The following is a 26,563-nucleotide window of genomic DNA, read 5'->3' on the forward strand; positions in this document are numbered from 1 at the left end:
GATCGGACAGGCCCGCGGGCGGCGGGCCGCCGCCCGCGGGTCCTTGAGGACGGGTCAGAAGCCGTAGGCGTCGCCCAACGCCCCCTGGACGTACTTGCGAGCCTGGTGGATGCGGGACTTCGCGGTGCCCAGCGGGATGCCGAGCTGCTCGGCCACCTCGTTGTAGTCGAGCTGGCAGATGTCGCGCAGCACCAGCGCCTGGGCCAGCTCCGGCTTGTCCGTCTCCAGCGCCTCCATCGCGTCGAGCAGGTCGAGCCGGGAACCGGCGATCACACTCACCCTGGCGACGTCCGGCTTGTTGTGCAGCGGCAGCTCGTCCGAGCTCTGCTCGGCGGCGCGCCGCTTCAGCGAGCGGTAGGTGGTGCGCGCGCAGTTCGCGGTCACGATGTGCAGCCACGTGCTGAAACGCGCCCGCCCCTCGAAGCGGCCGATGTTGCGGGCCACCGCCAGCAGGGTGTCCTGGGACGCCTCCTCGGCGTCCTGCCGGTAGGGAAGGATCCGCCCGCAGTGCCGTAGCACGTCGGGCTCGATCCGCTTCAGCAGCTCGCCCAGCGCCCGGTGGTCGCCTCCGGCGGCTGCGCGGGCCAGGTCCTCGGTCGTCTCGTCCAGCGCCATCACGAGCCCCCATCAGCGGTCACAGTCGCTCGACATCCTACGGTCGCCGGTTATGTTTGGTTAACCTTCGGGACAAGCACGTCCCTAGGCGAGGGGATCAAAATGAGTGCGATTTTGGTGGCCTCGAACCGCGGCCCCGTCTCCTTCACCCTGTCTGAGGACGGCGCCCTGACCATGCGCAGGGGCGGCGGCGGCCTGGTCTCCGGCCTGTCGGGGGTGGCCACCGACCTCGACGTCCTGTGGGTCTGCGCCGCCCTGTCCGACGGCGACCGCAGCGCCGTACGACTGGCCCCCGGCGGCCGCCTCGACCAGGCGGGCTACGAGACCGGGGCGCTGCGGATGCTCGACATCCCCGCGGCGACCTTCCACCGCGCCTACAACGCGATCGCCAACTCCACCCTCTGGTTCGTCCACCACCTCCTCTACGACACCCCGAACCGGCCCCACTTCGACGCCAGGTTCCGCAGGGAGTGGGAGTCCTACCAGGCCTACAACGAGGCGTTCGCGATGGCGCTGGCCGAGGAGGCCGCGCACGGCGCGAAGACGATGGTGCAGGACTACCACCTGGGCCTGGTCCCCGCCATGCTCAGGGTCGAGCGGCCCGACCTGCGGATCGCGCACTTCTCCCACACCCCGTGGGCCCCTCCCGAGTACTTCAGCCTGCTGCCCGACGAGGTCGCGACCGAGCTCCTCGAAGGCATCCTCGGCGCCGACCACGCGGGGTTCCTGACCGCCCGGTGGGCCGGGGCCTTCATGGACTGCTGCGAGAGCGTGCTCGGCGCCGAGGTCGACCGTGCGGCCCTCGGCGTGACCCACGGCGGCAGGACCACCCGGATCGGGGTGCACGGCCTCGGCGTGGACGGCGAGGCGCTCTGGGCGCGGGCCTCCGAGCCCGACGTCGAGTCCCACATGGCCGCCCTGCGGGAGCAGGTCGGCGACCGCAAGCTGATCGTGCGGATCGACAGGACCGAGCTGTCCAAGAACATCGTCAGGGGTCTGACCGCCTACCGGGAGTTCCTGGCGGCGCATCCCGAGTGGCACGGCAGGGTCGTGCACCTCGCCTTCGCCTACCCCTCGCGCCACGACCTGCCCGAGTACCGGGAGTACACCGCGGCGGTCCAGCGCTGCGCCCTGGAGATCGAGGACGAGTACGCCACCGAGGACTGGGACCCGCTGATCCTCAACGTCCAGGACGACTATCCCCGGTCGTTGGCCGCCTACCGCCTCGCCGACGTGATGCTGGTCAACCCGATCCGCGACGGCATGAACCTGGTGGCGAAGGAGGGGCCCGTCCTGTCCCCGCAGAGCGCGCTGATCCTGTCCCGCGAGGCGGGAGCCGCGGCCGAGCTGGGCGAGGACGCCCTGCTGGTGAACCCCTACGACGTCTCGGCCACGGCCCACGCCATCCACGCGGGCCTCGTCATGCCCGAGGCCGAGCGCGCCCGCAGGGGAGGCAGGCTGGCCTGCGCCGCGACCGCGCTCCCCCCGCACCGCTGGTTCTCCGACCAGCTCGCCGCCCTCACCTGAGATCCGCCCTCCTCAGCCGCCGTCTGTCTCCCCGGGACCACCCCGCCCGACCAGCTCACCGCCCCGCCCGGGACCTGCCCTGTCGGCTCCCGCCCCGCCTGGGATCCGCCCCGCGGACTCTCGCCCCACCTGGGCCCGCCTTTTCCGGCCGGCTCGCCGTCCCGGACGGGTTCGACTTCCGTGTCCCGCCCTGCTCCCCCAAGTCTTTTTTGCTGTTACGTGAGATAATTTCAGCGGACTTTTCGTCATAACTGCATGTCCGGGAGAACAGTGACCGCGCCCGCCCGGCTCACCCGTGACCGCCCGACCTGGCTTCTCTACCTGCAACTCGGCGCCTTCGCCACCTACCTGTACAGCCTCAGCGCCGCCCTGCCGATGCTCAGCGCCGAGCAGGGGGTCTCACAGACGGTCGCGGGCCTGCACGGCACCATGATGGCCGTTGGCGGCGTCCTGACCGGTCTGGCGCTCCCCTGGCTGACCAGGAGGATCGGCCGCCGTGCCGCGACCTGGACGGGCCTGGCGGGGATGAACGCCGGGGTGCTGCTGGTGACTCTCAGCGACGCGCTGCCGGTCACGCTCCTGGGGTACGGCATCGCCAGCGGGATGGGCTCCATCAGCCTCTACACGGGCATGTCCGTGCTCAGCGACCACCACGGCCCCGCGGGTCCCGCGGCGATCAGCGAGGCCAACGCGGTCGCGGGGACCGTCGGCCTGGGAGCGCCGTTCGTCGTCAGCCTCGCCGCGCAGAGCGCGCTCGGCTGGCGGGCGGCACTGCTGGTCACCCCGGTGCTGACCACGGTGCTCGCGCTCACCCTCGGCCGCGCGTGGATCCCGGAGCGGGAGGACGCCGGGGCCCGTGCGGGGCGCGGGAGACCCGAGGAGTCCGCAGGGCACAAGGAATTCGAGGAACACGGGGAACACGGACGGCTCGCGGAGCGGGCGGACGCCGGAGCCCTCAGCGGGCGCGAAGGGCACGAGGAGACCGGCGGACACGGGGGCCCCGAAGCGTCCCGGGGCCCCGGAGGGCCCGTGGGACACGGCCAGCGCGGCGGACGCGAGCGGGACAGCGGGGGATCCGGGCTCGGCTGGCGGTTCTACCTGGCCGGAGCGGTGCTGTTCTGCTGCGTCGCCCTGGAGTTCTCCTTCAACCTCTGGGCCGCGAAACTGGTCACCGACCGGACGGGGCTGTCCCCCGCGGTCGCGGCGACCGCGCTGACCGCCTTCACCTCCGGGCTGGCGGTCGGGCGGTTCGGCGGGGCCAGGCTCGCCCTGCGGATCCCGACCGCTCCCCTGCTGACGGGGGCGCTCGCGCTCACCGCCGCCGGATGGCTGGTGTTCTGGACGAGCACGAACCCCGTCCTGTCGTACGCCGGGCTCGTCCTGTCGGGGGTCGGGGTCTCCCTGCACTTCCCGCTGGCGCTCTCGCGCGTGCTGACGTCCGCGAGCGCGCGTCCCGAGCGGGCCACGGCCGCGAGCTCGCTGTTCGCCAGCTCCGCGGTCGGCGTGGGACCGTTCCTGCTGGGCGCGCTCGCCGACGCGTTCGGCACCCAGCCGGCCTTTCTCCTGGTCCCCGTCCTGATCTCGCTGGCCGTGTGCGGGATCGCGGTCAGCTCCAGGTCGCCGAGGTGAGCACGTCGACCAGCCGCGAGTTGTCCCACACGTCCACGACGAGGATCTTCGACGTGGGCAGGAACCACTCGCGCTGGTGGAAGGTCGCGGTCTGCTGACCGTTGCTGTGCTTGACGCACCGGCCGAACCACCCCCTGAACTCGGCCTTGTGTCCCCGCCCCACCTGGCGCAGGCCCGTGGCGTACGCCTTGCCGAGGACCTGGCCGTGCCTGCCGTCGAACGGGCAGGCCTGGACGTCACTGGCGGGGTAGAAGGGCTGGTCCGGCGTGTAACGGGAGAAGCCCTCGTGCCCGTACTTGAGCAGCTTGGGGCCGAAGATCCAGAAGGCCTCGCACTTCGGCGTGAAGTAACCCCCCGAGGGCTTGGCGCACGCCCCCGTCACCACCTTGACCCGGTCGGTGTCGCGGTAGACCACCCAGCTCGAGGGGATCCTGAGGTTCATGCCGCGGAAGGAGAGGGTCTGCGTGGCCGACGCGGAGGAGGAGGCGGAAGAGGAGGCGGAGGCGGAGGCGGTCATCGGAGCGACGATCATGGCGGCGCCGGCCAGCGCGGCGAGTGCGAGGGAGCTCTTTCTCATGGCGGGGAAGCTATCGGCCCCCACTTGTCGATGACTTAACTCCCAATGGCATCGGCGATCGAGCCGAGCAGGTCCATCACCCCGTCGGGACCGTCGACGACGATGTCCGCCTCGACGGTGATCTCCGCGGAGCCGCTGAACACCGTCACGCCGGGCAGCCCCGACGCCCTGACGGCCGCGAAGGCCGCCAGGTCTCCCAGGTCGTCGCCCGCGAACAGCACCGAACGCGCGGCGCGCTCGGCGAGGAAGGCGCTCAGCGCCATCCCCTTGTCCACCCCCGGAGGCCGCAGCTCCAGCACGAACTTGCCCGGCTCGACCGCGAGCCCCGCCTCGGCCGCCAGTTTGGCGACCGGGTCGCGCAGCGCGTCGAGCGCGGCCTGCGGCTGCGCGGCCTGCCTGGTGTGCACGGCCACCGACCGTTCCTTGTCCTCGAACCTGGCGCCCTCGATGCCCGAGATCAGCGGGGGCAGCTCGGCCCTGACCCTGGCCAGGCCCGGGTGGACGGGCGGCGCGGTGAGCGTGCCCGCCTCCCAGCGTTCGAGGCCGTAGTGGCCGAGCACGACCAGTCCCGGCACCCCGGCCAGCGAGCCGTACTCGACGGCCTTCGCGGCGGGGCGGCCCGTCACGATCACCACGGCGCCGATCCGCTCACCCAGTCTGGCCAGCAGCGCGGGACCGCGTGGATGGATCCTGGCCGCGTCCGGGTCGGGCACGATCGGGGAGAGCGTGCCGTCGAAGTCGAGGCCGATCACCGCTCCCGCGGGGTCGGCCAGAATGGCTCGCAGTCCTTCGGGGGTCTCCATGACGATGCTCTCCCGATCCGTCGTCGGCCCGGCGCTCTGCCCGGCTCGTGGACACGTTCCGGCGTCAGGGCCGCCGGGCGCATGACCGGCCGTACCCCGGAGATCAGGGGCGCAAGCCCATCCTCCTGGCCGCGCGGTCGCGCCTGCGCGTCTCGCGGAGCCTGCGCAGGCGCTTGACCAGCATCGGGTCGTGGGCGAGCGCCTCCGGTCTGTCGATGAGCTCGGCGAGCAGCTGGTAGTAACGGGTGGCGGAGACGCCGAAGGCCTCGCGCACCGCCTGCTCCTTCGCGCCCGGGTAACGCCACCACTGACGCTCGAAGGCGAGCAGCTCCCGCTCCCGGTCGGTGAGAGGCCGCGAAACCGGCTCGCGAGGAGCCTCGTGGGAAGCCTCACGGGGAGCCTCGCGGGGAGCACTGTCACCGGGAATCGGTGCGGTGTCCATTGCCGTCCTCCTCGGTCGAGCACGTGGCGACCAGGCCACGTCCGCGGGCCCGATGCCAGGATAGTCGGGAATTTCCTGCTGTTCATGACCGATGTGGAGACGTACAGTCACCAGATGTGACCTCAGTCATCACCCTTCTCACCGATTACGGCCTGGCGGACGGCTACGTGGCCGCCTGCCACGGCGTGATCGTCGGAATAGCACCGGAGTCCAGGATCATCGACGTGTGCCACCTGGTCCCTGCAGGGGACGTACGGCGCGCCGCGGCGATCCTGGCACAGACGCTCCCCCACCTTCCGCCGAGCATCCACGTCGTCGCGGTGAACCCCGTGGGCGGCTCGCGCAGGGCGGTGGCGGTCGAGGCGGGCGAGCACGTCTTCCTCGGCCCGGACAACGGGGTGCTGTCGTGGGCGGTCAACGCCTGCGGCGGCGCGAGTGCCGCCTGGGAGCTCACGAACGAGGCGCTCTTCAGGAAACCGGTCTCGCCGACCTTCCACGGCCGCGACATCCTCGCCCCCGTGGCCGCGCGTCTGGCGATAGGGCACGCCCCGGCCGATCTGGGGCCGCAGATCCCGCTCGACCGGTTGGCCTCGCTGCCCGTGCCCACCTCGAAGGTGCGCGACGACTCGGTCGAGGGGGAGGTGCTGTCGGTCGACGGCCACGGCAACACCCAGCTGACGGTCAGCGCGGACGACCTGAACGTCATCGGCGTGCGCCCCGGCAGCACGCTGGTGGTCTGGCTGGGCAGGCGGCACGTCTCGGTGCCGTTCAGGGAGACGTTCGCCGCGGTTCCCCCGGGCGAGCTGGTCGCCTTCGTCGACTCGGCGGGCATGGTGGCGCTGGCGGTCAACTCGGGCGACGCCTCCCAGCGGCTCGCGCTGCCGCCGGGAGCCCACGTGCGCCTGTCCCCCGCGCCCTGAGGCCCACCGGAGGCGTCCCCCTTCCCAGGAGGCGGAGACACATCTTCCCAGGAGGCGGAGACACATCGGACGACCGGGCGCGGCGGACCACCGGGGACCGGACGGCTCACACGACCGGACGGCCAGGGTGACCGGACGGCCCGCGCGGCGGATTACCCGGACCGGGAACGGCCTTGCCCCGGGCGGGGGTCAGCCCCGCCGCGCTTGCGCCATCATCGCCGCCGCTTGACGCACTCCGGGCCCGGCGGTGTTGGACCGGCGCGCCGCCGCCCGGAATACTCGTGGCGACCATATGTAGTCGCCCGGAAGCAGAGCGTGTCGACCTGGACGCGCTCGTCCCGGGTTCTTCGGGGGAAACCACACCATGATCCGTCGTATTCTCGTCGCTTCCGCCATCGTCGGCCTCGCCGTCACCGGTTCGGCCACCGTCGCGTCCGCCGACACCGTGAACAGCGGCGACCCGCTCTTCAACCTGGTCAGCGACCTCTTCGAGGGAGACAACCAGGAGAACGGCCTGCTGCCCGACACCATCGGCGGCGCCGAGCAGAGGCGCGGCCTGTTCGGCGCGCTGCTCGGCGGCAGGCGCGACCGCCTGGTCAACTCGACGCACATCTCCGGCCTCTCCAACGAGTAACCCGCCGCACGCACGACCGCGAAGGCCTCCCGCGAGCCGCGGGAGGCCTTTCCCGTCTCCCGCCGGAGCTCCGCCATGACGTGGAAGTCCACTCCCGCACCCCGGGCGGGGGTGCGGCCCTACGCGAAGTGGCAGGCGCTGGCGTGCGCGGTGCCCGGCCTGATCTGCAGCAGCGGCTCCTGCTCCGCGCAGACCTCCCGCGCCTTCCAGCACCGCGTGCGGAAGCGGCAGCCGGACGGCGGGCTGGCGGGCGAGGGCGGGTCTCCCTGGAGGATGATCCGCTGCCGCCGTTCGCGCCCTTCAGGGTCGGGCACCGGCACCGCCGACAGCAGCGCCTGGGTGTAGGGGTGGACGGGGCGGTCGTAGATCTCGGCGTCCGCGCCCAGCTCGACCATCTTGCCCAGATACATCACGCCCACCCGGTCGGAGATGTGGCGGATGACCGACAGGTCGTGGGCGATGAAAACGTAGGCGATGCCGAACTCGTCCTGCAGCCGCTCCAGCAGGTTGACGACCTGGGCCTGGATCGACACGTCGAGCGCGGACACCGGCTCGTCGCAGATGATGATCTCCGGCCTGAGCGCCAGACCCCTGGCGATGCCGACGCGCTGGCGCTGGCCGCCGGAGAACTGGTGCGGGTAGCGGTCGGCGTGGTCGGGGTTGAGGCCGACGACCTCCAGCAGTTCCCGCACCGCGCGGCGGCGGTCACCCTTGGGGACGACCTCGGGGTGGATCTCGTACGGCTCGCCGACGATGTCGCCGACGGTCATCCGGGGGTTCAGCGAGGTGTACGGGTCCTGCATGACCATCTGGATGTTGCGGCGGACCTGTTTCAGCTCGGCGCCCCTGGCATGGGCGATCTCCCGTCCCCTGATCCGCACCGAGCCCGAGGTCGGCCGTTCGAGCGCGGTCAGGAGCTTGGCCAGCGTGGACTTGCCGCAGCCTGACTCGCCGACGATGCCGAGCGTCTCGCCGCGCCGCAGTTCGAAGGAGACCCCGTCGACGGCCCTGATCGCCCCGACCTGCTTCCTGAAGAGGGCGCCCTGGGTCAGCGGGAAGTGCTTGACCAGGTGCCGCACCTCGAGGATCGGCTCACCCGTGGCTGCCATCGAGGACCTCTCTCCAGTAGTGGCAGGCGCTGCCCCGCGTCGGCCCGATCCTGTGGAGCGGCGGCACGTCGGCGACGCAGTTGTCCTGGCGGTAGGAGCAGCGGGGGGTGAAGGCGCACCCCGGGGGCATGTCGAGCGGGTTCGGCGGCGTGCCCTCGATGGCGGACAGCTGCCTGCCCTTGCGGTCGACGCGGGGAATCGACTCCAGCAGGCCCTTGGTGTAGGGGTGGGCGGGGGCGCGGTAGACGTCGTGCACGAGGGCGTTCTCCACGATCCGCCCGCCGTACATGACGGCGATCCTGTCGGCCACGTCGGCGACGACGCCGAGGTCGTGGGTGATCAGGATCAGCCCCATGTCGCTCTCGCGCCGCAGCTCCGCCAGCAGCTCCATGATCTGGGCCTGGACCGTCACGTCGAGCGCCGTGGTCGGCTCGTCGGCGATCAGCACCTCGGGGTCGAGCGCGATCGCCATCGCGATCATGACGCGTTGGCGCATGCCGCCGGAGAACTGGTGGGGGTAGTCGTGCACCCGCTGCCTGGCCCCGGGGATGCGGACCCGGTCCATCAGCTCGATCGCCTTCCTGTGCGCCTCCCGCCGCGAGTCGCCCAGGTGCACCCGGAACATCTCCCCGATCTGCGCGCCCACGGTGAAGACCGGGTTCAGCGCGGAGAGGGCGTCCTGGAAGATCATCGCGATTCGCCGCCCCCTGATCTGGGAGCGGGCGTCCTCCCGCAGCTTGAGCAGGTCGGTGCCGCGGAAGCGGATCCGGCCGCCGGAGACGCGGGCGGGCGGCGTGTCGAGAATCCCCATGATCGCCTGTGCGGTGACCGACTTGCCCGAACCGGACTCGCCGAGCACGGCGAGCGTCTCACCGGGGTTCAGCCAGTAGCTGACCCCGTTGACCGCCTTGACGACGCCCTGCCTGGTGACGAACTCCACGTGCAGGTCGTCGACGGCGAGCAGCGGCCCGTCGTGCGGGCCTGCCCCGCCCCGCGCCGCCGGTGTCGTGGACCTCCACACGTCTGTCTCCTCCCTACCGCAGCTTCGGGTCGAGGGCGTCGCGCACGGCGTCGCCCAGCATGATGAAGGCCAGCACCGTCAGGCTGAGGAACAGCGCGGGGAAGAGCAACGGTCCGGGCGCCTCGAGAAAGCGTCTGCGGGCATCGGCGATCATGAGGCCCCACGAGATGTCGGGCGAGTTCAGCCCGACGCCGAGGAACGACAGACCGGCTTCGGCCGCGACGAAGGTCCCCAGGTTGATCGTGGCGACCACGATCACGGGCGCGACCGCGTTCGGCAGGATGTGCCGGAACATGATCCGGGGGGCCGAGGCTCCGAGCCCGACGGCGGCGAGCACGTAGTCCTGGCTCTTGGCCGTGATCACCGCGGCCCGCGCGATGCGGAACGTCATCGGCCAGGCCAGCACGGCCAGCGCCAGCACGACGGTCCAGACGTTGCCGGTACGGAAGACCGACAGGATGAGCAGGGCGCCGAGAACGGAGGGGATCGCGAAGAAGATCTCCGTGATCCTGGAGAACAGGGTGTCGACGGCCCCGCCGGTGAAGCCGGCGACGAGGCCGAGCAGGCCGCCGAACAGCGCGGTCGCGACCGTGGTCGTCACGCCGATCACGACCGAGTTGCGGGCGCCGTACACCACGCGCGCGTAGACGTCGCAGCCCAGGTTGTCCGTGCCGAACCAGTGGAGGCCGCTCACGCCCTGCCTGGCGTCGGAGAGCTGGCAGGTCGCGGCGTCGAACGGGTTCACCGAGGTGAACAGCCGGGGAAACGCCGACATGGCCAGAAAAACGATGATGATGAAGGCCGCGCCGACGAACAGCGGACGTCCGCGCAGGTCCTGCCAGGCGTCGCTCCACAGGCTCGCGGGCCTGATCTCCTGCGCTCGTCCCCGCCGTCCCGACCCTCTGGACGAACCGGACGACCTGAACCGGCTCGGCCGCCTGGCGTGCCTGGCATGTCCTGTGGCCGGAGCAGGGGAGTCACCCATAGCGGATCCTCGGGTCGAGAACGGCGTAGAGCAGGTCGACGACCAGGTTCGCCAGGATGTAGACCAGCACCAGGAAGGTCACCGTGCCCACGACCACGGGCTGCTCCCGCAGGTAGACCGAGGTGAAGAGCTGCTGTCCCATCCCGGGGAGATTGAAGATCGTCTCGGTGATCACCGCGCCGCCCATCAGCGTGCCGAGGTCGGCGCCGAGATAGGTGACCAGTGGGATCAGCGCGTTGCGCAGCGCGTGCCGCCCGACGACCCTGCGCCTGGGCAGCCCCTTGGCGATCGCGGTGCGGACGTAGTCGGCGCGCAGCGTCTCCGCCAGGCTGGCCCTGGTCAGTCTGGCGAGGTAGGCGATCGACGTCCCGGCGAGCACGAAGCCGGGCAGGAGGTAACCGCGCAGGTCCCCGGTGACGCCCGCGACCGGGAAGAGGTCGAGCCCGGCCTGCTTGAGCCTGACGCCCAGGAGCAGCTGGAGCACGAAGCCGGTGACCAGTGTGGGGATGGAGATGAGCACCAGCGTGGACGCGAGGATCAGCGTGTCCTGGGCCCTGCCGTGGCGCAACGCCGCGTACAGGCCGAGGCCGATCCCGATGACCGCCTCGATGACCAGGGCCGTCATCGCCAGGTTGACGGTCACCTGGAACTTGCCGGCCATGACCTCCCCCACCGGGACCCCGGCGAAGGTGACGCCGAAGTCTCCCCGGAACAGGCCCGTGAGGTAGTGCCAGTACTGGACGAGGAACGGGTCGTTCAGGTGGTAGCGCTCACGCAGGACGTCGACGATGTGGGGATCGATCCGCTTGTCGCCCGCCAGCGCCTCGATCGGGTCGCCCGGCAGCGCGAAGACGACGGCGTAGATGAGCAGGGTCGCGCCCAGCAGGACGGGGATCGCCTGGATCAGCCGTCTGGTGATGTACCGGCCCACTTCAAGCCTCCGTGCGTGCCGTCGAGGACGCTCCTCGGGGGCCGGCGGGTCACGCGGCCCGGGAGGGGCTGCCGAGGGGTGCGGGGAGGGCCGTCTCCCCGCACCCCTCGGGCCCCGGGGCCGTGCCCGGCCCCGGGACGCCCGTCAGCCGATCTTCTCGATCTTGTTCCACTCGACCAGGTTGATCAGGTTGATCTTCAGACCTCTGATGCGCTGGGAGTACGCGGCGTTGGTCCGGTAGTAGAAGACCGGGATGTACGGCAGTTCCTTGATCAGGACGTCGTCGGCCTGCTGGTAGTACTTCAGGCCCTCCTTCAGCGTCCCGGCGGCGTCGCCCTCGGCCAGGAGGTCGTCGAACTCCTTGTTGGACCAGCCCGCGTAGTTGGAGCCGGTCGTGATCGCGACGGTGGAGAAGACCGGGGTCAGGTAGTTCTCGACCGAGGGGTAGTCGATGAACCAGCCCATCCGGAACATGCCGCCGTAGTCCTTCTTGACCAGGTTGTCGAGGACGACGGCGAACTTCTCGAACGGCTTGACCTTGACCTCGACGCCGAGGTTGGCGCGGAGGTTGTTGGCGACGGCCTCGATCCACTCCTTGTGCGCGCCGTCGGTGTTGTAGCCCAGCTCGAGCGAGCCCGGGCCGTTGTTCTCCACGTACTGCGTCTTGGCCCTGGCCGGGTCGTAGGTGCAGACCGTGCAGATGTTGGGCCGGTAGCCGTCCAGGAGGGGGTTGATGAAGTCGTCGGCCGGGGCACGGGTTCCGGCGAAGACCGTCTCGGTGATCGTCTTGCGGTCGATGGCCATGGAGATGGCCTCGCGGATCTTCACGTTCGAATAGGTGTCGTTGTACTGCAGCGGGAAGCCGATGTAGCCGACGCCCGCGTCCGCCTGGTCGATGTAGCGCTCGCCGAGCTCGGCCTTCGCGCTGGCGATCGCGGCGGGGGGCAGCGAGTCGTGGATGTCCAGTGCGCCCGCGCGCAGGTCGTTGAACGCCGTCTCGGAGTCGGAGTAGATCTTGAACTGGAGCTTGTCGAACTTGGGCTTCGCCCCGGGGAACTGGTCGTAGCGGGTCAGGTCGATCGTCCGGTCAGTGCCCTTGTTGTATGGCTTGTCCATCTTGAAGTAGCCCTGCCCGATGGGCTGCTTGGCGTACGCCTCGGTGACCTTGCCGTCCTCGCCGAAGGCCGCCTTGGGCAGAGGGTAGAAGGCCACGTAGCCGAGCATCGTCTTGAACTGCGAGAACGGCTTGCTCAGCGTGACCTGGAAGGTCCTCTCGTCGACGACCTTGAGGCCCTTCATCTTCTCGGCCAGGACCGGCTGCTTCTTGTCCGAGGGGTTCAGGTCCGCCCAGCCCTCGATGCGGCTGAAGAAGCTGTTCGCCCCCTGGGCGTTGTCACGGTTGGCGGCGAAGTTCCACGCGTCGACGTAGTTCTCCGCGATCAGCGGCTCGCCGTTGTGCCAGGTGTAGTCCGGTTTGAGCTTGATCGTCCAGACCGTACTGTCGGGGGACTTGATCGACTCGGCGACGTTGTCGACGACCTGCTTGTCGTCGTTGTAGGACACCAGCGGGGCGAAGAGCGCCCCCAGGACCTCGGCTCCCTCGGTCTCGATGGTGTCGCCCGGGTAGAAGAGCTTCTGCGGCTCGGCGAGCTCCATGCGCACGGGCTGGTCGCCGTCGGCGCCTCCGCCGGTGGCGGCCTGACCGCCGCACGCGGCGGCCCCCAGGGCGAGCAGCGCGATACCAGCGATGATCCGTGCGCTCCTAGTAACGCGCATTACGGTCTTTCCTCCCTTTGCAGGCGGGCGTCGCCATGGGCTCCCGAAATCCGGGCGACCGACGAAGGGCCCGTGCCCCTCCACCTCGCCGTCCCGGCCGACGCGCCGACGCCACACCGGTCGGACGCGACTATTCCGCACCGCTCCACACCGAGCTGTCTCTGTGATGTTGCAGTTCGGTCACGCATGCGTAGCCATGACACCGTACGGCCGCCAACTCGACCCGCCCAACCCCACAGGGAGCTGCCGAATCAGCATAAAAGTGCATGTGGGAGAGGAAGGGTCAGGCAAAAATACCCCTGCACCTCGGGTGCTCGCGTCCATTGCCCACGAGCGACCCACGCCTGGGCTAACGTTGACGAGGTCGCAGAGGGCCGAAGGCTCGCCGGCGAACCGCACAATTGCCCTGGAACCTCTTTCCCGGAGATCCCGTCCAATGTGTGCGGCGGAGCACCGCCGCAGGCACTTCATCCACTCGCATCCAATAGAGTCCTTGCCATGAGCCAGCCGGAATCCGCGGTCGCGGACGCCCAGGCGGGCGGCCCGAGTAACGGCACCCCTGCCAAACAGCAGGAGCCGCTGGCCAAGCTCGCCGAGCGTTACGGACTTCGGCGTGCCATCGCACGCCCTCGCCTGAACGTCTACCTACGCCAGTTGTGGGAACGACGGCACTTCGTCATGACGTACGCCACCTCGCGCAACGTCTCGAAGTACAGCACCTCAGCCCTGGGCCAGCTGTGGCAGGTCCTGACCCCGCTGCTCAACGCGGCGATCTACTGGCTGATGTTCGGCGTGATCCTCGGCGCCAAGGGCGACATGCCCGCCAACGTCTACATCGCCTTCCTCATCACCGGGATGTTCGTCTTCACCTACACCCAGCGCTCGGTGACCGGCGGCGCGAAGTCGATCTCCGGAAACCTGTCGCTGATCCGCGCCCTGCACTTTCCCCGTGCGGCGCTCCCGCTCGCCTACACGATCCAGGAGTTCCAGCAGCTGCTGATCTCCATGGGTGTGCTGTTCCTGCTCGTGCTGATCACCGGCCAGCCGATCACCTGGCTGTGGCTGCTGATCCCGGTCGCGCTGTTGCTGCAGACGATGTTCAACGTCGGCGCCAGCCTGGTCCTGGCCCGTGTCGGCTCGACCGCCCGCGACCTGAACCAGCTGCTGCCCTTCATCATGCGCACCTGGCTCTACGCCTCGGGCGTGTTCTTCTCCATCCAGGACAGGGTGGTCGAGGGCGCGGGCCTGCCTCAGTGGGTCGCCGACCTCATGTACTTCAACCCGGCCGCCTCCTACATCGAGCTGATGCGCGACCTGCTCATCCAGACGCACCCCACCCGGCCCTGGGTATGGTTCACCTGCGTATTCTGGGCGTTGTTCGCCCTGATCGGTGGCTTCTGGTACTTCTGGCGAGCCGAGGAGAAGTACGGCCGTGGCTGAGTTGACCGAGGAGCTGCCCCAAGTGAAGGCTGACAAGCCCGGCGCCCCGACCAAGGACGTCAGGGTGCATCCCGACCCGGAGCCCGCCCGCAACCCCCGCGAGGGCACCCCGACGGTCATCGTGGACGACCTGCACATCATCTACCGGGTGTACGGCGCGGCCACCGAGGCGGAGAAGGGCAACGCGGCCAACGCCCTCATGCGCCTGGTCAAGCGTCAGGGCAGGCCGCAGATGAAGGAGGTGCACGCCGTCCGCGGGGTGTCCTTCGTCTCCTACCACGGCGACGCCATCGGCATCATCGGCCGCAACGGCTCCGGCAAGTCGACGCTGCTGCGCGCCATCGCCGGGCTGCTGCCACCGCACTCCGGCGCGGTCTACACCGACGGCCAGCCCTCCCTGCTCGGCGTCAACGCCGCGCTGATGCGGGAGCTGACCGGCGAGCGCAACATCGTCCTCGGCTGCTACGCGATGGGCATGACCCCCCCTCAGGTGAAGGAGAAGTACGACGACATCGTCGACTTCTCCGGCATCGGGGAGTTCGTTCAGTTCCCCATGTCCACATACTCCTCCGGCATGGGCGCGAGGCTGCGCTTCGCCATCGCCTCGGCCAAGGCGCACGACGTGCTGCTCATCGACGAGGCCCTGGCGACCGGCGACCGCGACTTCAAGCGCAAGAGCCAGGAGCGCATCATGCAGATGCGCGAGGAGGCGGGCACGGTCTTCCTGGTCGCCCACAACCTCGACGTGATCGAGGAGACCTGCAACCGGGTCATCTGGCTGCACAAGGGGAAGATCAAGATGGACGGCGACCCGAAGACGGTGCTCGCCGCCTACAACGCCTGACGGCGGAGCCGGGTCCGCCTACGAGGCCCGGCGACAGGGCAGGATGAGGAGCGACCGAAACCGCGCTCCCATCGGAGGTGAATCCGTGTCCTCACGGCCGCCGATTCCATATGACTTCCTGCCCCAGGTCCCCGCGCTGACCGTCGAGAGCGACGACGTCCGCGACGGCGAGACCCTGTCGCTGGCCCATGTGTTCGACGACTGGGGGTCGAACGGGCAGAACATCTCCCCGCACCTGCGCTGGTCCGGGGCCCCTGAGGGCACCCTCAGCTACGCGGTGACGTGCTTCGACCCCGACGCCCCCACCGGCAGCGGGTTCTGGCACTGGCTGCTGTTCGACATCCCCGCCGACGTGACCGAGCTGCCCACGGGCGCGGGCGGCCCGGACACCTCCTTCGGCGTGCACGGCCGCAACGACTACAGCCTCAACGCCTACGGCGGCGCCGCGCCGCCTCCCGGCTGGCCGCACCGCTACCTCTTCGCGGTGCACGCCCTCGACGTGGACAAGCTCGACGTCGGCCCGGACTCCCCGCCCGCCGTGGTCGGCTTCAACATCACCGCCCACACCCTGGCCAGGGGATACATCGCCCCGGTCTACGAGACCTGAGCGAGCCTCGATCGCGACGCCGGCGTGTCGCGCGACGACCGCCGGCGTGTCGCGGCGGACCCCCTCGACCGGTGTTCTCCCTGTTCACGCATCCGCTTCGCCGCCCCCTCGCGAAGGCAAAGAACAACGGAGCGTCCCGGCCGCCAATCAACTGACACTGTGATCGGCGTTCCGCTATGATTCGAACGTTGTTTCGATCCTAGGAAGTCGTCATGGAGTGGGGGCGCGCGATGCAGGAGCTGTCGACCGCGATCGACCACCTGGCCACAGAGGACCCGTCCGAGATTCCCCGTCTCCAGCTCGCCGAGCAGCTCATCGAGCTGCACTGGCAGATGGCCAGACTCCAGGCCCAGATCGCCCGCCGCACATCCGTGCGACTCCCGGACCTGCAGAACCCCTAGCGCGACGACCGCGTCTCCCGGTCGACCGCCCGTCCCTCCGCCCCCGCCCAGGCCGTCCCACAGCCTCCACGCCCGGCAAACCCCTTCACGACGCCCCGGGGCGTCACACGCCCCCACGCCGGGAGCGCCTCGCCCCTGCCGCGCCCTCGACCGGCGCGCCTTCGCGCTCGCGGTCACCGCGCACCCCGTCCCCATGTCGGGCAGACGCCGTCCCCGGGGAGCCGAAGGGCGCGGAGACGAAGAAGCCGGCCGGTGGGGCACCGGCCGGCTCTCCCGTCTCCTGAACGGGGCCGTCGCGCTCACATGACCGTCGCGCTCACGCGACCGCCCCGGTCAGGAGGCCGCCCCGGTCACGCGACCGCCCCGCCCGCGAGGTTCCACGGATCCCGCGAGGTTCTGCAGATCCCACGAGGGAGCGGGCCGCCAGGACCCCAGGCGCCCGGGCGACGGCTCCGAGAGCCCCAGACGGGCAGGGCGTTCGCGCGGTCACTTCGCGGCGGTCCCGGTGGTCCCCGCGGTGGTGTCGGCGGCCGAGCCGACGGCTCCGTTGACGGCGCCCGCGCCCTCCGCCGCGGTGGTTCCCAGCAGCGGCGGGAGCTCGTCGGCGGAGGCCGAGCGGACGAGCGGGGTGGCGGCCCTGACGACCGGCGCGGCCTCGACCGGGGACACCGCGCCCACCAGGGGGGCGACGGCGCCCGCCCGCTCCGCGCCCCGCGGGACCGCCTGGTCCGTCACGTCGACGAGACCGTTCACCCCGGCCCGGCGCTCGGCGAGCCCCCGGATCCCCTCCAGGGAGGTCTCGGCGTTCCCGAGGGTCCCTCCGGTCGTCGTGGTGAGGCTGTCGAGGTCGTCGAGGCCCCTGGGACCGACAGGGCCGCCGGGGGCGTCCGCGAGGCCGGTCAGGCCTTCGGCGTCCTCGGGCAGCGACCACGCGCCGATCCCCGCGCCCGTCGGGGAGCCGTCCGAGGTGAGCTTGTCCGCGGAGACTCCGATGAACTCCTCGACGGCGTCGGAGACCCTCATCAGCAGGCTCTCGACTCCGTCGGTGCTGGAACCCACCGCCGGAGCGCCCAGCGGCGCGCCGTCCACCGGGACCTCCCAGGCGCTCGCCAGGCCGTCGGGAACGGTCAGGTCCGCCGGAGAGCCCGCCTGCCGGGCGAGCCGCCCGTCGAGACCGGCCAGCACGGCCCGGCCGTCGACCATGCCGCCGGTGAGCCCGCCGATCGTCACGGAGAGGGCGTCGACCGTGCCCCCGCCGCCGAGAACGTCGCGCGCCCGGCCCTGCTCCCGCTCCTGCGACTGCGCCTGGGCGGGGGCGCAGAGCGCCGCCGCGAAACCGAACGCCGCCACGGACACGACCGCGCTGATGACTCGCCTCATGATTGCCTTTCAGCTTGTAATCGGCCCGCCTGGTCTTTTGGGAATTCCCAGGAAAGAACGGGCTTGAGACCCTGTGTTACCGGCGGACGCGATACGGAGGGCTACACGAAACGCGCCGGCCGGAAGCTGCTCGGCATTTGTATCACCGCCGTGCCTGACGCCTCGGCCCGCTCAGGGTGATCGATTTTCCCTTCTGGGCAGGGTCTGGAGCTCCAGCAGGGTCGTGTCGGGTGACCGCAAAAGGCCACCCGACACAACCGCTAAACATGGAAATAACAGTGCAAGGATCGGCAGCCGGCGCCCCCATATGTCGCTACACAAGCCGTGAAACCACACAAGGACGAAGACGCGTCATCCTCGCGTCCGATCCGGGGGGCCGGAAAAGAGCCGGAAAAGAGAGGCCCCGGAACGCGACGTCAGATTTTCCCGTTGCCTGATGTCCGCTTGACCCGCCCGGATCAGGCGGACAGCCGCCGGGCGACCGGTGCGGGCTCGAACGGGAAGCGGTCGGCGAAGGCGGGCCGCAGATCTGTGAGCCACACGGCCTTCGGGTCGTAGTGCGCGAAGAAGGGGCGTCCGACCAGTTCGGGATCACGCGCCTGGATGAGATGGAGCACGAACACCTTCTGCCCGGCGATCTCCGCTACGCCGTCCACGCAGACCTTGCCCGGCGTGGACGACATGGAGGGCCCCCGCACCGTACGGCACAGCCCGGAGACGCTCGCGTGGGCGTCCCTGAAGATCTCGTACGCCCTGGCGAGGGGAACGGCGAAGTAGTCCTGCGGCCCCGTGTCACGCTCGACGAACATGTAGTACGGCACCATGCCCATCCTGAGCTGCCCGCGCCACATCGACGCCCACGTCCCGGGATGGTCGTTGATCGACCTGATCAGCGGCGCCTGGGTCCTGATCACGGCGCCGGTCGACACCACCCGGCTGACCGCCTCCGCCACGACGGGCGGTTCCATCTCCCTCGGATGCGAGAAGTGCGCCATGAACGCCAGGCTCTTGCCCGCCTCGGCCACGGAGGCGAACAGGCGCAGCGTGTCGTCGGCGTCCGGGTCCGAGACGAAGCGCTGGGGCCAGTAGGCCAGCGACTTGGTGCCGATGCGGATGGACTCGAGCTGCTCCAGTTCGAGCAGCGGCTCCAGGTAGCGGCGGAGCACCGGCTCCCCCATGATCATGGGATCGCCGCCGGTGAGCAGCACCCCTGTCACCTCAGGGTGCTCCTTCAGGTAACCGACCAGGGTGGCGACGTCGTTCGAGGCGAACTTCAGGTCGGGTTCGCCGACGAACTGCGCCCACCGGAAACAGTAGGTGCAGTAGGCGTGACAGGTCTGCCCCTGCTTGGGGAAGAAGAGCACGGTTTCAGGGTATTTGTGCTGCATGCCGGGCACCGGATCGTCGCCGACGTGCGGGACGTTGAGGTCCAGCTGCCCGGCGGGATGCGGGTTGAGGCGTCGCCTGATCCCGTGCGCCACCGCCTGGATCTCCGCGTTCGGGGCGTCGCCCCGCAGGAGAGCCGCCAACCTGGTGACGTCCGCTTCAGGCAGCATGTCCGGCTGGGGGAAGACCAGACGGTAGACGGGGTCGTCGGGCACGGCCGACCAGTCGATGAGGTGGTCCACCACATATGCGTTGGTGCGGAAGGGCAGCACGGTCGCAACCGCCCTGACTCGGATCCGGTGTTCGTCGTCGAGACCGGCCCGTCGCAGCAAGTCGTCGAGATGCTTCGCGGTGTAGGCCCGAAACCCGCGCGCAGAGCTCTCCTGCAAGCTCACTAAGGTTTTCCCTCCGGTTTTTATTGCTCTTGATGTAAACCTCTCCTGCTACTCGCGCGTCCTTGGCGCTTATATACCCGGACGTAACCACACCTATGACCGGTTCCATTACTCGGCAAGTTCACCCTGCGTCATCCTCGCGATATATCTCGAACAGCCGTACAATCTCTTCCATGACCTCCCCCGAACCCGCACCGCGCGTGTCCGGCACCAACCCCGCGCTGCGCGCCTCAGACGCCGACCGCGACCGCGTGGCCACCGTGCTGGGCGAAGCCCTCGCCACCGGCCGCCTCACCAGCGTCGAGCACGCCAACCGCCTCGAAACGACCTACAACGCCGTGACCATGGGCGAGCTCGTCCCCATCACCGAGGACCTGCCCGACACCCCGGCCTCGAACGGCGAGCCCGCCGTGGGCAAGCAGGAGGTCAGCGCCGTCTTCAGCAAGATCGTCAAGGGCGGCCGGTGGCTCGCCGGCCGCCACACGACGCTGAACGCCACCTTCGGCGCGCTGATCGTGGACCTGTCGGACGCCGTGCTGCCCGGACGGGAGATCACCCTCGAGGTGAACTCCCTCTTCGGCAAGCTGATCGTCAGGGTGCCGGAGAACGCCCACATCATCGACGAGGTCGGCGCGCTGTTCTCCAAGCGGAGTATCTCCGGCGGCGTCGGCGGCGCCAACGGCCCCGTCATCAGGGTCATCGGAAAGGCCTCCTTCGGAAAGATCATCGTCGCCAGGGAGAGAACCGACTGGAACCTCCCGGACAGGCCCTGATCCCCCCGGCTGCGTCACCGACCGTCAACCACGCCTACGATGCGGACAAAACATCCCGCACGAGGTGACCGCTTGCCTGATACCGACGCACCCCGCGCCACACCGGCCGCCATGCCGATCGCGCTGGACGCGATGGGCGGCGACCACGCCCCCGACGAGATCGTGGCGGGAGCCGTACAGGCCGTCAGGGAGCACGGGATCGGCGTCCTCCTCGTCGGCGAGCCGCGCCCTCTCCACGAGGCGCTCTCCCTGCACGGCGCGTCCGCCGAGATCCCGATCATCCGCGCGGAGGAGGCGCTGGCCATGGACGAGGGGGCCCTGGCCAGCCTGCGCCGCCCGCGATCCAGCATCGCCGTCGCCTGCCACCTCGTCCGGCGAGGCGACGCCTCGGCCGTGGTGTCCGCCGGATCGACGGCGGGCATCGTGGCCACGGGCAAGCTCAGGCTCCGCAGCCAGCAGGGAGTGCTCAGACCCGCCATCGCCGTCGCCCTGCCCACCCTGCCGACCCCGACCATCCTGCTGGACGCGGGAGCGAACGCCGAGGTCAAGCCGGAGACGCTGGTGCAGTTCGCCCACCTGGGAGCCGCCTACGCGGAGACCGCCCTGCGGATCGAGAACCCCAGGGTCGGCCTGCTGACCATCGGCAGCGAACCGGAGAAGGGCAACAAACTCGTCAAACGGGCGCACGAGCTGCTCTCCGCGGCTCCCGGGCTGAACTTCGTCGGCAACATCGAGGGACATGACCTGCTCACCGGGGTCGTGGACGTCATCGTCACCGACGGCTTCACCGGCAACGTGGCCCTCAAGACCATGGAGGGCAGCGTCCGCTACGCCTTCTCCGAGCTTCGCGAGACGATCCAGGAGAGCCGCACGGCCAGGATCGGCGGGCTGCTGCAGAGGAAGCGGATCAGGCAGCTGCACCAGCGCCTCGATCCCGAGGTGCACGGCGGAGCCGTACTGCTCGGCCTGAACGGCACCGTGGTCATCGCGCACGGCGCCTCGCAGGCGAAGGGAGTCAGCGCCGCGTGCGTGCTCGCCACCGAGCTCGCCCGCCACGGAGTGGTGAACCGCATCGGCGAACGCCTGGCCGCCTCGCACCGGCCGCACCGCCTCTGGTGACCGCCCGGCCGCCTCCTCGCCGTCCGCCGGCGATCCTGCCACTCCGCCGGCGATCCCGTCGCGAGGCGGAAGGGCGGCTCCCCCCACGCCGACGGCCGTTCCCAAGATCGTGCGATCCCCAACAAATCGCGGGGTCACAACGGGCCAACCGATACCCTTGAGATATGACCGACCCGCAGCTCGTACTCACCGAGCGCGTCCAGCAGGCGCTGGCCGCCGCCTTCGGTACGGAGCACTCCGACGCAGACCCGCTGATCCGCCCCTCGCAGTTCGCCGACTACCAGGCGAACGTGGCCATGAGCCTGAGCAGACGGCTGGACCGCGGCACCCCGCGGGAGGTCGCCCAGGAGATCGCCAACCGCCTCACCGAGGCCGGATTCCCCGGAACGGTCGAGGTCAGCGGCCCCGGTTTCCTGAACATCACGCTCTCGGACGATTGGATCACCGCCCAGGCCAACGAGGTGCTCCAGGACCCGCGCAGCGGCGTCGCCCCGTCGGCCGTCCCGCAGATCGTCGCGATCGACTACTCCGCGCCCAACGCGGCCAAGGAGATGCACGTCGGCCACCTGCGCACGACCATCGTCGGCGACGCGCTGGCCCGCGTCCACGAGCACCTCGGCAACAAGGTCATCCGGCAGAACCACCTGGGCGACTGGGGCACCCCGTTCGGCATGCTCATCGAGCACCTGCTGGACATCGGCGAGAAGAACGCCGTCGCCCAGCTCGAGGCGGGCGAGGGCAACGCCTACTACCAGGCCGCCAGGGCCAAGTTCGACTCCGACCCGGAGTTCAACAGGCGCGCCCGCGCGCGGGTGGTGACCCTCCAGGCCGAGGAGCCGGAGACCATGCGGCTGTGGCACATCTTCATGGACGCCACGGTCCGCTACTTCAACAAGGTCTACACCCAGCTCGGCGTGACGCTGACCGACGACGACATCGCCGGTGAGAGCATGTACAACCACGCGCTCGCCCAGGTCTGCGACGAGCTGCAGGAGCGCGGGATCGCCGTCGTCAGCGACGGCGCGCTCTGCGTCTTCCCGCCCGGCTACACCGGGCGCGAGGGCCAGCCGCTCCCCTTCATGATCCGCAAGAGCGACGGCGGGTACGGCTACGCCACCACGGACATGGCCACGATCCGCTACCGCGTCCAGGACCTGAAGGTCGACCGGATCCTCTACGTGATCGGGGCGACCCAGGCCCAGCACATGTCGATGCTGTTCGACTCCGCCAGGATGGCCGGCTGGCTGCCCGACCACGTCAGCGCCGAGCACGTCCAGATCGGCAGCGTGCTCGGCAGCGACGGCAAGATGTTCAAGACCCGCAGCGGAGCCTCGATCAAACTGCTGGACCTCCTCGACGAGGCCGAGACACGGGCCGCCGAGGTCATCCGTGACAGCGACTACGAGGAGACCGAGCGCAGGGAGATCGCCCACGCCGTCGGCATGGGCGCGGTCAAGTACGCCGACCTGTCCGTCAGCCACGACAGCGAGTACGTCTTCGACTTCGACCGCATGCTCGCGCTGACCGGCAACACCGGCCCCTACCTGCAGTACGCCCAGGCCCGGATCCGCTCCATCTTCCGCAAGGGCGACGTCGACCCGGCGCAGGCCACCGGCCCGATCGTCATCGGTCACCCGGCCGAGCGCGCCCTGGCGCTGAAGCTCCTCGGGTTCGGCGCGGTCGTGACGGAGGTCGCGGAGGGATCGGCGCCGCACAAACTCGCCGCCTACCTCTTCGACACCGCGAGCGCCTTCACGACGTTCTTCGAGAACTGCCCCGTCCTGAGAAGCGACGTCGACCCGGCCGTCCGCGCCTCGCGGCTCGCCCTGTGCGCGCTCACCCTGCGCGTGCTGGAGACCGGTCTGGAGCTGCTCGGCGTCCCGGTGCCCGAACGTATGTGAGCCATTCACCGGATGATCGCCTTGATTCGCCAAATCAAGGCGATCATCCGGCAAAGTTGGGTTCGGCGCGCCTCCCGCCGGGGATGACCGAATCGCACTACGCTGGCGCGGTCATCGGTCACAACTTCGGAGAGTTCTCTGCTTTGAGCACGGACCTGACCGCGAACCCTCACGCCAGGACGGAGTTGCAGCGTTACGCAGAGGCGCTCCTGGCGAACCTGGCCGCCGACGCCACCCGTTCCACGACGTCCACGATCCCGACGAGCTCGCCGGACGTCCCCGGCTACTGGCTGGCCCCCGCCGTTCAGGCCCTCGTGCTGCTCGTCCGCGGCGAGGACGCGCTCGAACCCCTGGGCCGCGCCGCCCAGCTCGACGAGCAGCGGACCGCCCTGTTCCTGTGCCTCGCGCTGGCTCTGTGCGGACAGGGCGACCGGATCCACGCCTCCTGGATGGGCATCGCCTTCGGCGAGCTGTCACTCGACCAGCCGGTGACCCGTGGCCAGCGCGCGCTCTGGCTCGCCGCCGCCCAGGGCGCGTACGGCCCGGCAGGCAAGATCTTCGTGCTTCGCAAACTCGACGCGGTCGCCGTGCCCTCGCGGAGCGAGCCCGCCCGGTGGCTGAGCGCCCTGACGCCGCACGAGCCCTCGATGGTGGTCCCGCCCTCCCTCGTCGACTTTCCCGAGCTGGCCGAACTGCCCGAGCTCGCCCAGCCGGTGCAGGCGGCGGCCCAGCTGACCCGTCTGCTCGGCCGCTGCACCGAGATCACCACGACCAGGGCGGGCGCGGGAGGAAAGCCCGCGGGCCGCGCAGGCAGGCCCCCGACCCCGTGGGCCGCGAACGAGACGCTGAGCGTGCTGCGCCAGCTGATCGGCGCGGACGCCGCCGACTCCCCGGGCTCCCGCGCTTCCGGTGCTTCCGGTGCTTCCGGTGCTTCCGACAAGGCTCAGAACGGCCCCGGCGCCCCTGACAGGGCCGCGAACGGCTTCGGCGGGTCGGAGGCTCCCGACAGGGCCGCGAAGCCGCTCACCGACCATCTCCTCGCCGACCTGCGGGCCTGCTCCGACCCCTCCCTCGCCGCCATCGCGCTGCATGTCGTCGCACCGATCGTGCGGACCGCGGCGGAGGGGCTCGCGAAGGCCACCCAGGTCTCCCCGCCCGAGTCGGTCACCATGCCGCTCCTGGGGCACCGTGTGATCCTCCGCCCCGGAGGACCGAACCTCGAATCACTGGCCGCCGCCGAACGGCACATCGCCGTGGAGAGCGTCCCCGTCAGAGGCAGGCCCTGGCTCGCCTACGCTCTGCTGGCCCTCACGGTCCTGGCCCTGGTCGCCGCGGTCGTCACCCCGTTCCCGCTGCCCGCCGCCGCGCTGGCGTTGGTGCTGGCCGCCGGGGGAGCGCACCAGCTCTGGCTGCGCCGTGAGCGCGAGCGGGCGGACGCGGAATACGTCAGGAAGCAGCTCTCCGAGCTGCGGGAGCTGGCCGACGGCGCGGTGTGGGCACTGCACGAGTACGGCCGCGAGGCCGAGAAGCGCGCCCAAGGAGCCAGCTCCGACCTGGCGGAGCTGACCCGCCTGCTGCGCAGGGGCCCCCGCGCCGGGTAGCCGGACGCCGGGGCGTCACGCAGGTCAGGCGGTGGTGATCTCCACCTCTGCCGGAGCCAGCAGGAAGACCTTCTCCGCGATGCGCTCTATGCGCCCCTCACAGCCGTAGGCCAGTCCTGCGGCGAAGTCGACCATCCTCGTGGCCTCGGCCGTGCTCATGCAGTTGACGTCCATGATGACGGTCTGGCCTTCGCGGAAGTGCTTTCCGATGGTCGGGGCGTCGTTGTACTTGCGCGGTGTGAGCATGACGATCCGCGAGGGCTCGACCATCGCGCGCCAGCGCTTGGCCGCACGCTCGGAAGCCGGCTGCCAGTCCTCCCCCTCGACTTCGACCTCGTCGTCGTAGTCGTAGGCCTCGTCGTAATCCTCTGCACCGCCCAGGCCAAGGTAGCTCGCCACCTTACGCACTGCCCCCATCGGCTCGTCCTTTCCTCAGGACCACGCCGTGCTCGGCCTGTCCCTACAACCTTGGACGGTAACCGACGAAGTAAGGTTCGCCGCGCGACACGCCCAGCGCATATTCCCACTTTGTACGGCTAGCGCACCGGTCTGCTCGGTCCCTCTACCCGTTCTGGGACGCTTATCTCCCGTACGGCTAGGGTTACGTCATGCATATCTATACAGTCGATTCGTTTACTGATCAGTTTTTCAAGGGTAACCCCGCAGGAGTCTGCCTACTCGACAACGCGGTCCCGGACGCCTGGATGCAGTCCCTCGCAGCCGAGATGAGGCACTCCGAGACATCTTTCCTGCTCAGCGGGGCGACCGACGACGAGCCGTACTCCCTCCGCTGGTTCACACCGGCGGTGGAGGTCGAGCTGTGCGGGCACGCGACCCTGGCGACGGCGCATGTGCTGTATTCCACACGATCAGTTCCGGAAACCCTCAGGTTCGCGACAAAGAGTGGAATCCTGTCCACAAACAGAGACGAAACAGGTCTGATCAGCATGGATTTTCCCGCCAAGGTCCTTGAGGAGGTGAGTCCGCCGGAAGGGCTGGTGGACGCGCTCGGGGTCGAGCCTCGCTGGGTCGGTAAGAACGAGTGGGATTACCTGGTGGAGGTCGAGTCCGAGGAGACAGTGCGGACCGTCTCCCCTGATTTCCGCGCGCTGGAAGCCGTGGACGCGAGAGGGATCATCGTGACGGCCCAAGCATCGCAGCCGGGCGCTGACTACGTCTCCCGATTTTTCGCCCCCAGAGTGGGCATCCCCGAGGACCCGGTGACCGGCTCCGCCCACTGCGCGCTGGCGCCCTACTGGTCGGACAGGCTCGGCCCTGAGACTCTGGTCGGCGCCCAGATCTCCCAGCGCGGCGGCCTGGTCCGTACGACCATCCGAGGCGACCGGGTCGAGCTGGCAGGACGCGCGGTGACCGTTCTCTCCGGCAAGCTCCACATCTAATACGACGCCCGAAGATCCTCCCAAGTTCCCCGCACCTCCCACCCCATCGCTTCTCGCCGCCCCGGCACCGACCGGCTCCACCAAAAAATCATGCCAACTCCTACCGACAGAAGCGGCGGACAGCACCGGGAGGCCCGGAAAGCTGGAGAAGAAAAGACCACGTAGAGGCGCCCGGAGACGGCAGGCAGCCGGAACACGAAGGGAACAGGGAGCAGAGAAAAGGGTCCGGTCCCGCACACGGAATGGCCCGGGAAAAGTCCCGGAAACGCAAAGAAGGGCCACCCCGAACGGGGTGACCCTCCTTGAAAGATTGTCCGGCGGCGACCTACTCTCCCACACCGTCCCCG

The 26,563-nt window shown here is 69.8% G+C and carries 25 protein-coding genes; 13 read left to right on the forward strand and 12 right to left on the reverse strand.

Translation table 11 applies throughout. The features are described 5' to 3' along the window. Window positions 1-54: 54 nt before the first annotated feature. A complete protein-coding gene (locus PKF00_RS22935) occupies window positions 55-615 on the reverse strand; it encodes an RNA polymerase sigma factor (RefSeq protein ID WP_271219664.1) in 561 nt (186 codons plus the stop codon). A 96-nt stretch (window positions 616-711) separates the two neighbouring features. Between PKF00_RS22935 and PKF00_RS22940 the strand changes: the two genes are divergently transcribed. Both PKF00_RS22940 and PKF00_RS22945 read left to right on the forward strand, forming a co-directional pair. Beyond that, window positions 712-2,142, forward strand: a complete 1,431-nt coding sequence (locus tag PKF00_RS22940) for an alpha,alpha-trehalose-phosphate synthase (UDP-forming) (protein WP_271219693.1) — start codon at window positions 712-714, stop codon at window positions 2,140-2,142. Window positions 2,143-2,397: 255 nt separating this feature from the next. Then, a complete protein-coding gene (locus PKF00_RS22945; RefSeq protein WP_271219665.1) occupies window positions 2,398-3,771 on the forward strand; it encodes an MFS transporter in 1,374 nt (457 codons plus the stop codon). Here PKF00_RS22945 and PKF00_RS22950 read toward each other — a convergent pair. The 3 genes from PKF00_RS22950 to PKF00_RS22960 form a co-directional block, all read right to left on the reverse strand. Next, window positions 3,749-4,348 (reverse strand): hypothetical protein, encoded by a 600-nt coding sequence (locus PKF00_RS22950; RefSeq protein WP_271219666.1) that lies wholly within the window; start codon window positions 4,346-4,348, stop codon window positions 3,749-3,751. The two genes, PKF00_RS22945 and PKF00_RS22950, sit on opposite strands and share 23 nt — an antisense overlap. Before the next feature lie 35 nt (window positions 4,349-4,383). Next, entirely contained in the window at window positions 4,384-5,151 is a 768-nt protein-coding gene (gene otsB / locus PKF00_RS22955) for a trehalose-phosphatase (RefSeq protein WP_271219667.1), read from the reverse strand. Between the two features lie 103 nt (window positions 5,152-5,254). Continuing rightward, on the reverse strand, window positions 5,255-5,593 hold the full coding sequence (locus tag PKF00_RS22960; RefSeq protein ID WP_271219668.1) for a DUF3263 domain-containing protein: 339 nt from the start codon (window positions 5,591-5,593) through the stop codon (window positions 5,255-5,257). Between the two features lie 116 nt (window positions 5,594-5,709). Here PKF00_RS22960 and PKF00_RS22965 point away from each other — a divergent pair, with 116 nt between their 5' ends. Together PKF00_RS22965 and PKF00_RS22970 are read left to right on the forward strand one after the other, a co-directional pair. Then, complete coding sequence (locus PKF00_RS22965; protein WP_271219669.1) at window positions 5,710-6,513, forward strand: SAM hydrolase/SAM-dependent halogenase family protein; 804 nt, start codon at window positions 5,710-5,712, stop codon at window positions 6,511-6,513. A gap of 364 nt (window positions 6,514-6,877) precedes the next feature. Continuing rightward, a complete protein-coding gene (locus tag PKF00_RS22970; protein ID WP_271219670.1) occupies window positions 6,878-7,147 on the forward strand; it encodes a hypothetical protein in 270 nt (89 codons plus the stop codon). Between the two features lie 119 nt (window positions 7,148-7,266). On the opposite strand, the gene PKF00_RS22975 is transcribed toward PKF00_RS22970, so the two are convergent. The 5 genes from PKF00_RS22975 to PKF00_RS22995 all read right to left on the reverse strand — a co-directional run bounded on the left by PKF00_RS22975 (window position 7,267) and on the right by PKF00_RS22995 (window position 12,969). Continuing rightward, on the reverse strand, window positions 7,267-8,256 hold the full coding sequence (locus tag PKF00_RS22975) for an ABC transporter ATP-binding protein (RefSeq protein ID WP_271219671.1): 990 nt from the start codon (window positions 8,254-8,256) through the stop codon (window positions 7,267-7,269). Continuing rightward, on the reverse strand, window positions 8,240-9,277 hold the full coding sequence (locus PKF00_RS22980) for an ABC transporter ATP-binding protein (RefSeq protein ID WP_271219672.1): 1,038 nt from the start codon (window positions 9,275-9,277) through the stop codon (window positions 8,240-8,242). Before PKF00_RS22980 ends, PKF00_RS22975 begins: the two co-directional genes overlap by 17 nt. Window positions 9,278-9,290: 13 nt before the next feature. Beyond that, window positions 9,291-10,262: an ABC transporter permease gene (locus PKF00_RS22985; protein WP_271219673.1), complete on the reverse strand. Its 972-nt coding sequence runs from the start codon at window positions 10,260-10,262 to the stop codon at window positions 9,291-9,293. Further along, window positions 10,255-11,193: an ABC transporter permease gene (locus PKF00_RS22990; protein WP_271219674.1), complete on the reverse strand. Its 939-nt coding sequence runs from the start codon at window positions 11,191-11,193 to the stop codon at window positions 10,255-10,257. Before PKF00_RS22990 ends, PKF00_RS22985 begins: the two co-directional genes overlap by 8 nt. A 144-nt stretch (window positions 11,194-11,337) precedes the next feature. Continuing rightward, window positions 11,338-12,969, reverse strand: a complete 1,632-nt coding sequence (locus tag PKF00_RS22995) for a peptide ABC transporter substrate-binding protein (protein ID WP_271219675.1) — start codon at window positions 12,967-12,969, stop codon at window positions 11,338-11,340. A 498-nt stretch (window positions 12,970-13,467) separates the two neighbouring features. Here PKF00_RS22995 and PKF00_RS23000 point away from each other — a divergent pair, with 498 nt between their 5' ends. From PKF00_RS23000 to PKF00_RS23015, 4 genes are all read left to right on the forward strand, one after another. Continuing rightward, window positions 13,468-14,409: an ABC transporter permease gene (locus PKF00_RS23000; RefSeq protein ID WP_271219676.1), complete on the forward strand. Its 942-nt coding sequence runs from the start codon at window positions 13,468-13,470 to the stop codon at window positions 14,407-14,409. Next, window positions 14,402-15,253, forward strand: coding sequence for an ABC transporter ATP-binding protein (locus tag PKF00_RS23005; protein WP_271219677.1), 852 nt, complete (start codon window positions 14,402-14,404; stop codon window positions 15,251-15,253). The genes PKF00_RS23000 and PKF00_RS23005 overlap by 8 nt, the downstream gene beginning before the upstream one ends. A gap of 85 nt (window positions 15,254-15,338) precedes the next feature. Beyond that, entirely contained in the window at window positions 15,339-15,860 is a 522-nt protein-coding gene (locus PKF00_RS23010) for a YbhB/YbcL family Raf kinase inhibitor-like protein (RefSeq protein WP_271219678.1), read from the forward strand. Between the two features lie 212 nt (window positions 15,861-16,072). Beyond that, the gene (locus PKF00_RS23015) at window positions 16,073-16,261 is read left to right on the forward strand and encodes a hypothetical protein (protein WP_271219679.1); all 189 of its coding nucleotides are present in this window, start codon (window positions 16,073-16,075) and stop codon (window positions 16,259-16,261) included. Between the two features lie 486 nt (window positions 16,262-16,747). Here PKF00_RS23015 and PKF00_RS23020 read toward each other — a convergent pair whose 3' ends face one another. Together PKF00_RS23020 and PKF00_RS23025 are read right to left on the reverse strand one after the other, a co-directional pair. Further along, the gene (locus PKF00_RS23020) at window positions 16,748-17,641 is read right to left on the reverse strand and encodes a hypothetical protein (protein WP_271219680.1); all 894 of its coding nucleotides are present in this window, start codon (window positions 17,639-17,641) and stop codon (window positions 16,748-16,750) included. 458 nt (window positions 17,642-18,099) lie between these two features. Then, the gene (locus PKF00_RS23025; protein WP_271219681.1) at window positions 18,100-19,422 is read right to left on the reverse strand and encodes a KamA family radical SAM protein; all 1,323 of its coding nucleotides are present in this window, start codon (window positions 19,420-19,422) and stop codon (window positions 18,100-18,102) included. 173 nt (window positions 19,423-19,595) lie between these two features. Here PKF00_RS23025 and PKF00_RS23030 point away from each other — a divergent pair, with 173 nt between their 5' ends. The 4 genes from PKF00_RS23030 (at window position 19,596) to PKF00_RS23045 (ending at window position 24,816) form a co-directional block, all read left to right on the forward strand. Beyond that, window positions 19,596-20,195, forward strand: coding sequence for a DUF1707 SHOCT-like domain-containing protein (locus PKF00_RS23030; protein ID WP_271219682.1), 600 nt, complete (start codon window positions 19,596-19,598; stop codon window positions 20,193-20,195). 72 nt (window positions 20,196-20,267) lie between these two features. Next, the gene (gene plsX / locus PKF00_RS23035; RefSeq protein WP_271219683.1) at window positions 20,268-21,314 is read left to right on the forward strand and encodes a phosphate acyltransferase PlsX; all 1,047 of its coding nucleotides are present in this window, start codon (window positions 20,268-20,270) and stop codon (window positions 21,312-21,314) included. A 164-nt stretch (window positions 21,315-21,478) separates the two neighbouring features. After that, window positions 21,479-23,215, forward strand: a complete 1,737-nt coding sequence (gene argS / locus PKF00_RS23040; protein ID WP_271219684.1) for an arginine--tRNA ligase — start codon at window positions 21,479-21,481, stop codon at window positions 23,213-23,215. Between the two features lie 143 nt (window positions 23,216-23,358). Further along, the gene (locus PKF00_RS23045) at window positions 23,359-24,816 is read left to right on the forward strand and encodes a hypothetical protein (RefSeq protein ID WP_271219685.1); all 1,458 of its coding nucleotides are present in this window, start codon (window positions 23,359-23,361) and stop codon (window positions 24,814-24,816) included. 24 nt (window positions 24,817-24,840) lie between these two features. Here PKF00_RS23045 and PKF00_RS23050 read toward each other — a convergent pair whose 3' ends face one another. After that, on the reverse strand, window positions 24,841-25,233 hold the full coding sequence (locus PKF00_RS23050; RefSeq protein ID WP_271219686.1) for a cell division protein SepF: 393 nt from the start codon (window positions 25,231-25,233) through the stop codon (window positions 24,841-24,843). A gap of 191 nt (window positions 25,234-25,424) precedes the next feature. Between PKF00_RS23050 and PKF00_RS23055 the strand changes: the two genes are divergently transcribed. Continuing rightward, the gene (locus tag PKF00_RS23055; RefSeq protein ID WP_271219687.1) at window positions 25,425-26,216 is read left to right on the forward strand and encodes a PhzF family phenazine biosynthesis protein; all 792 of its coding nucleotides are present in this window, start codon (window positions 25,425-25,427) and stop codon (window positions 26,214-26,216) included. Window positions 26,217-26,563 lie beyond the last annotated feature (347 nt).

The sequence above is a fragment of the Streptosporangium carneum genome, from assembly GCF_027922005.1.
GTDB lineage: Bacteria > Actinomycetota > Actinomycetes > Streptosporangiales > Streptosporangiaceae > Streptosporangium > Streptosporangium carneum.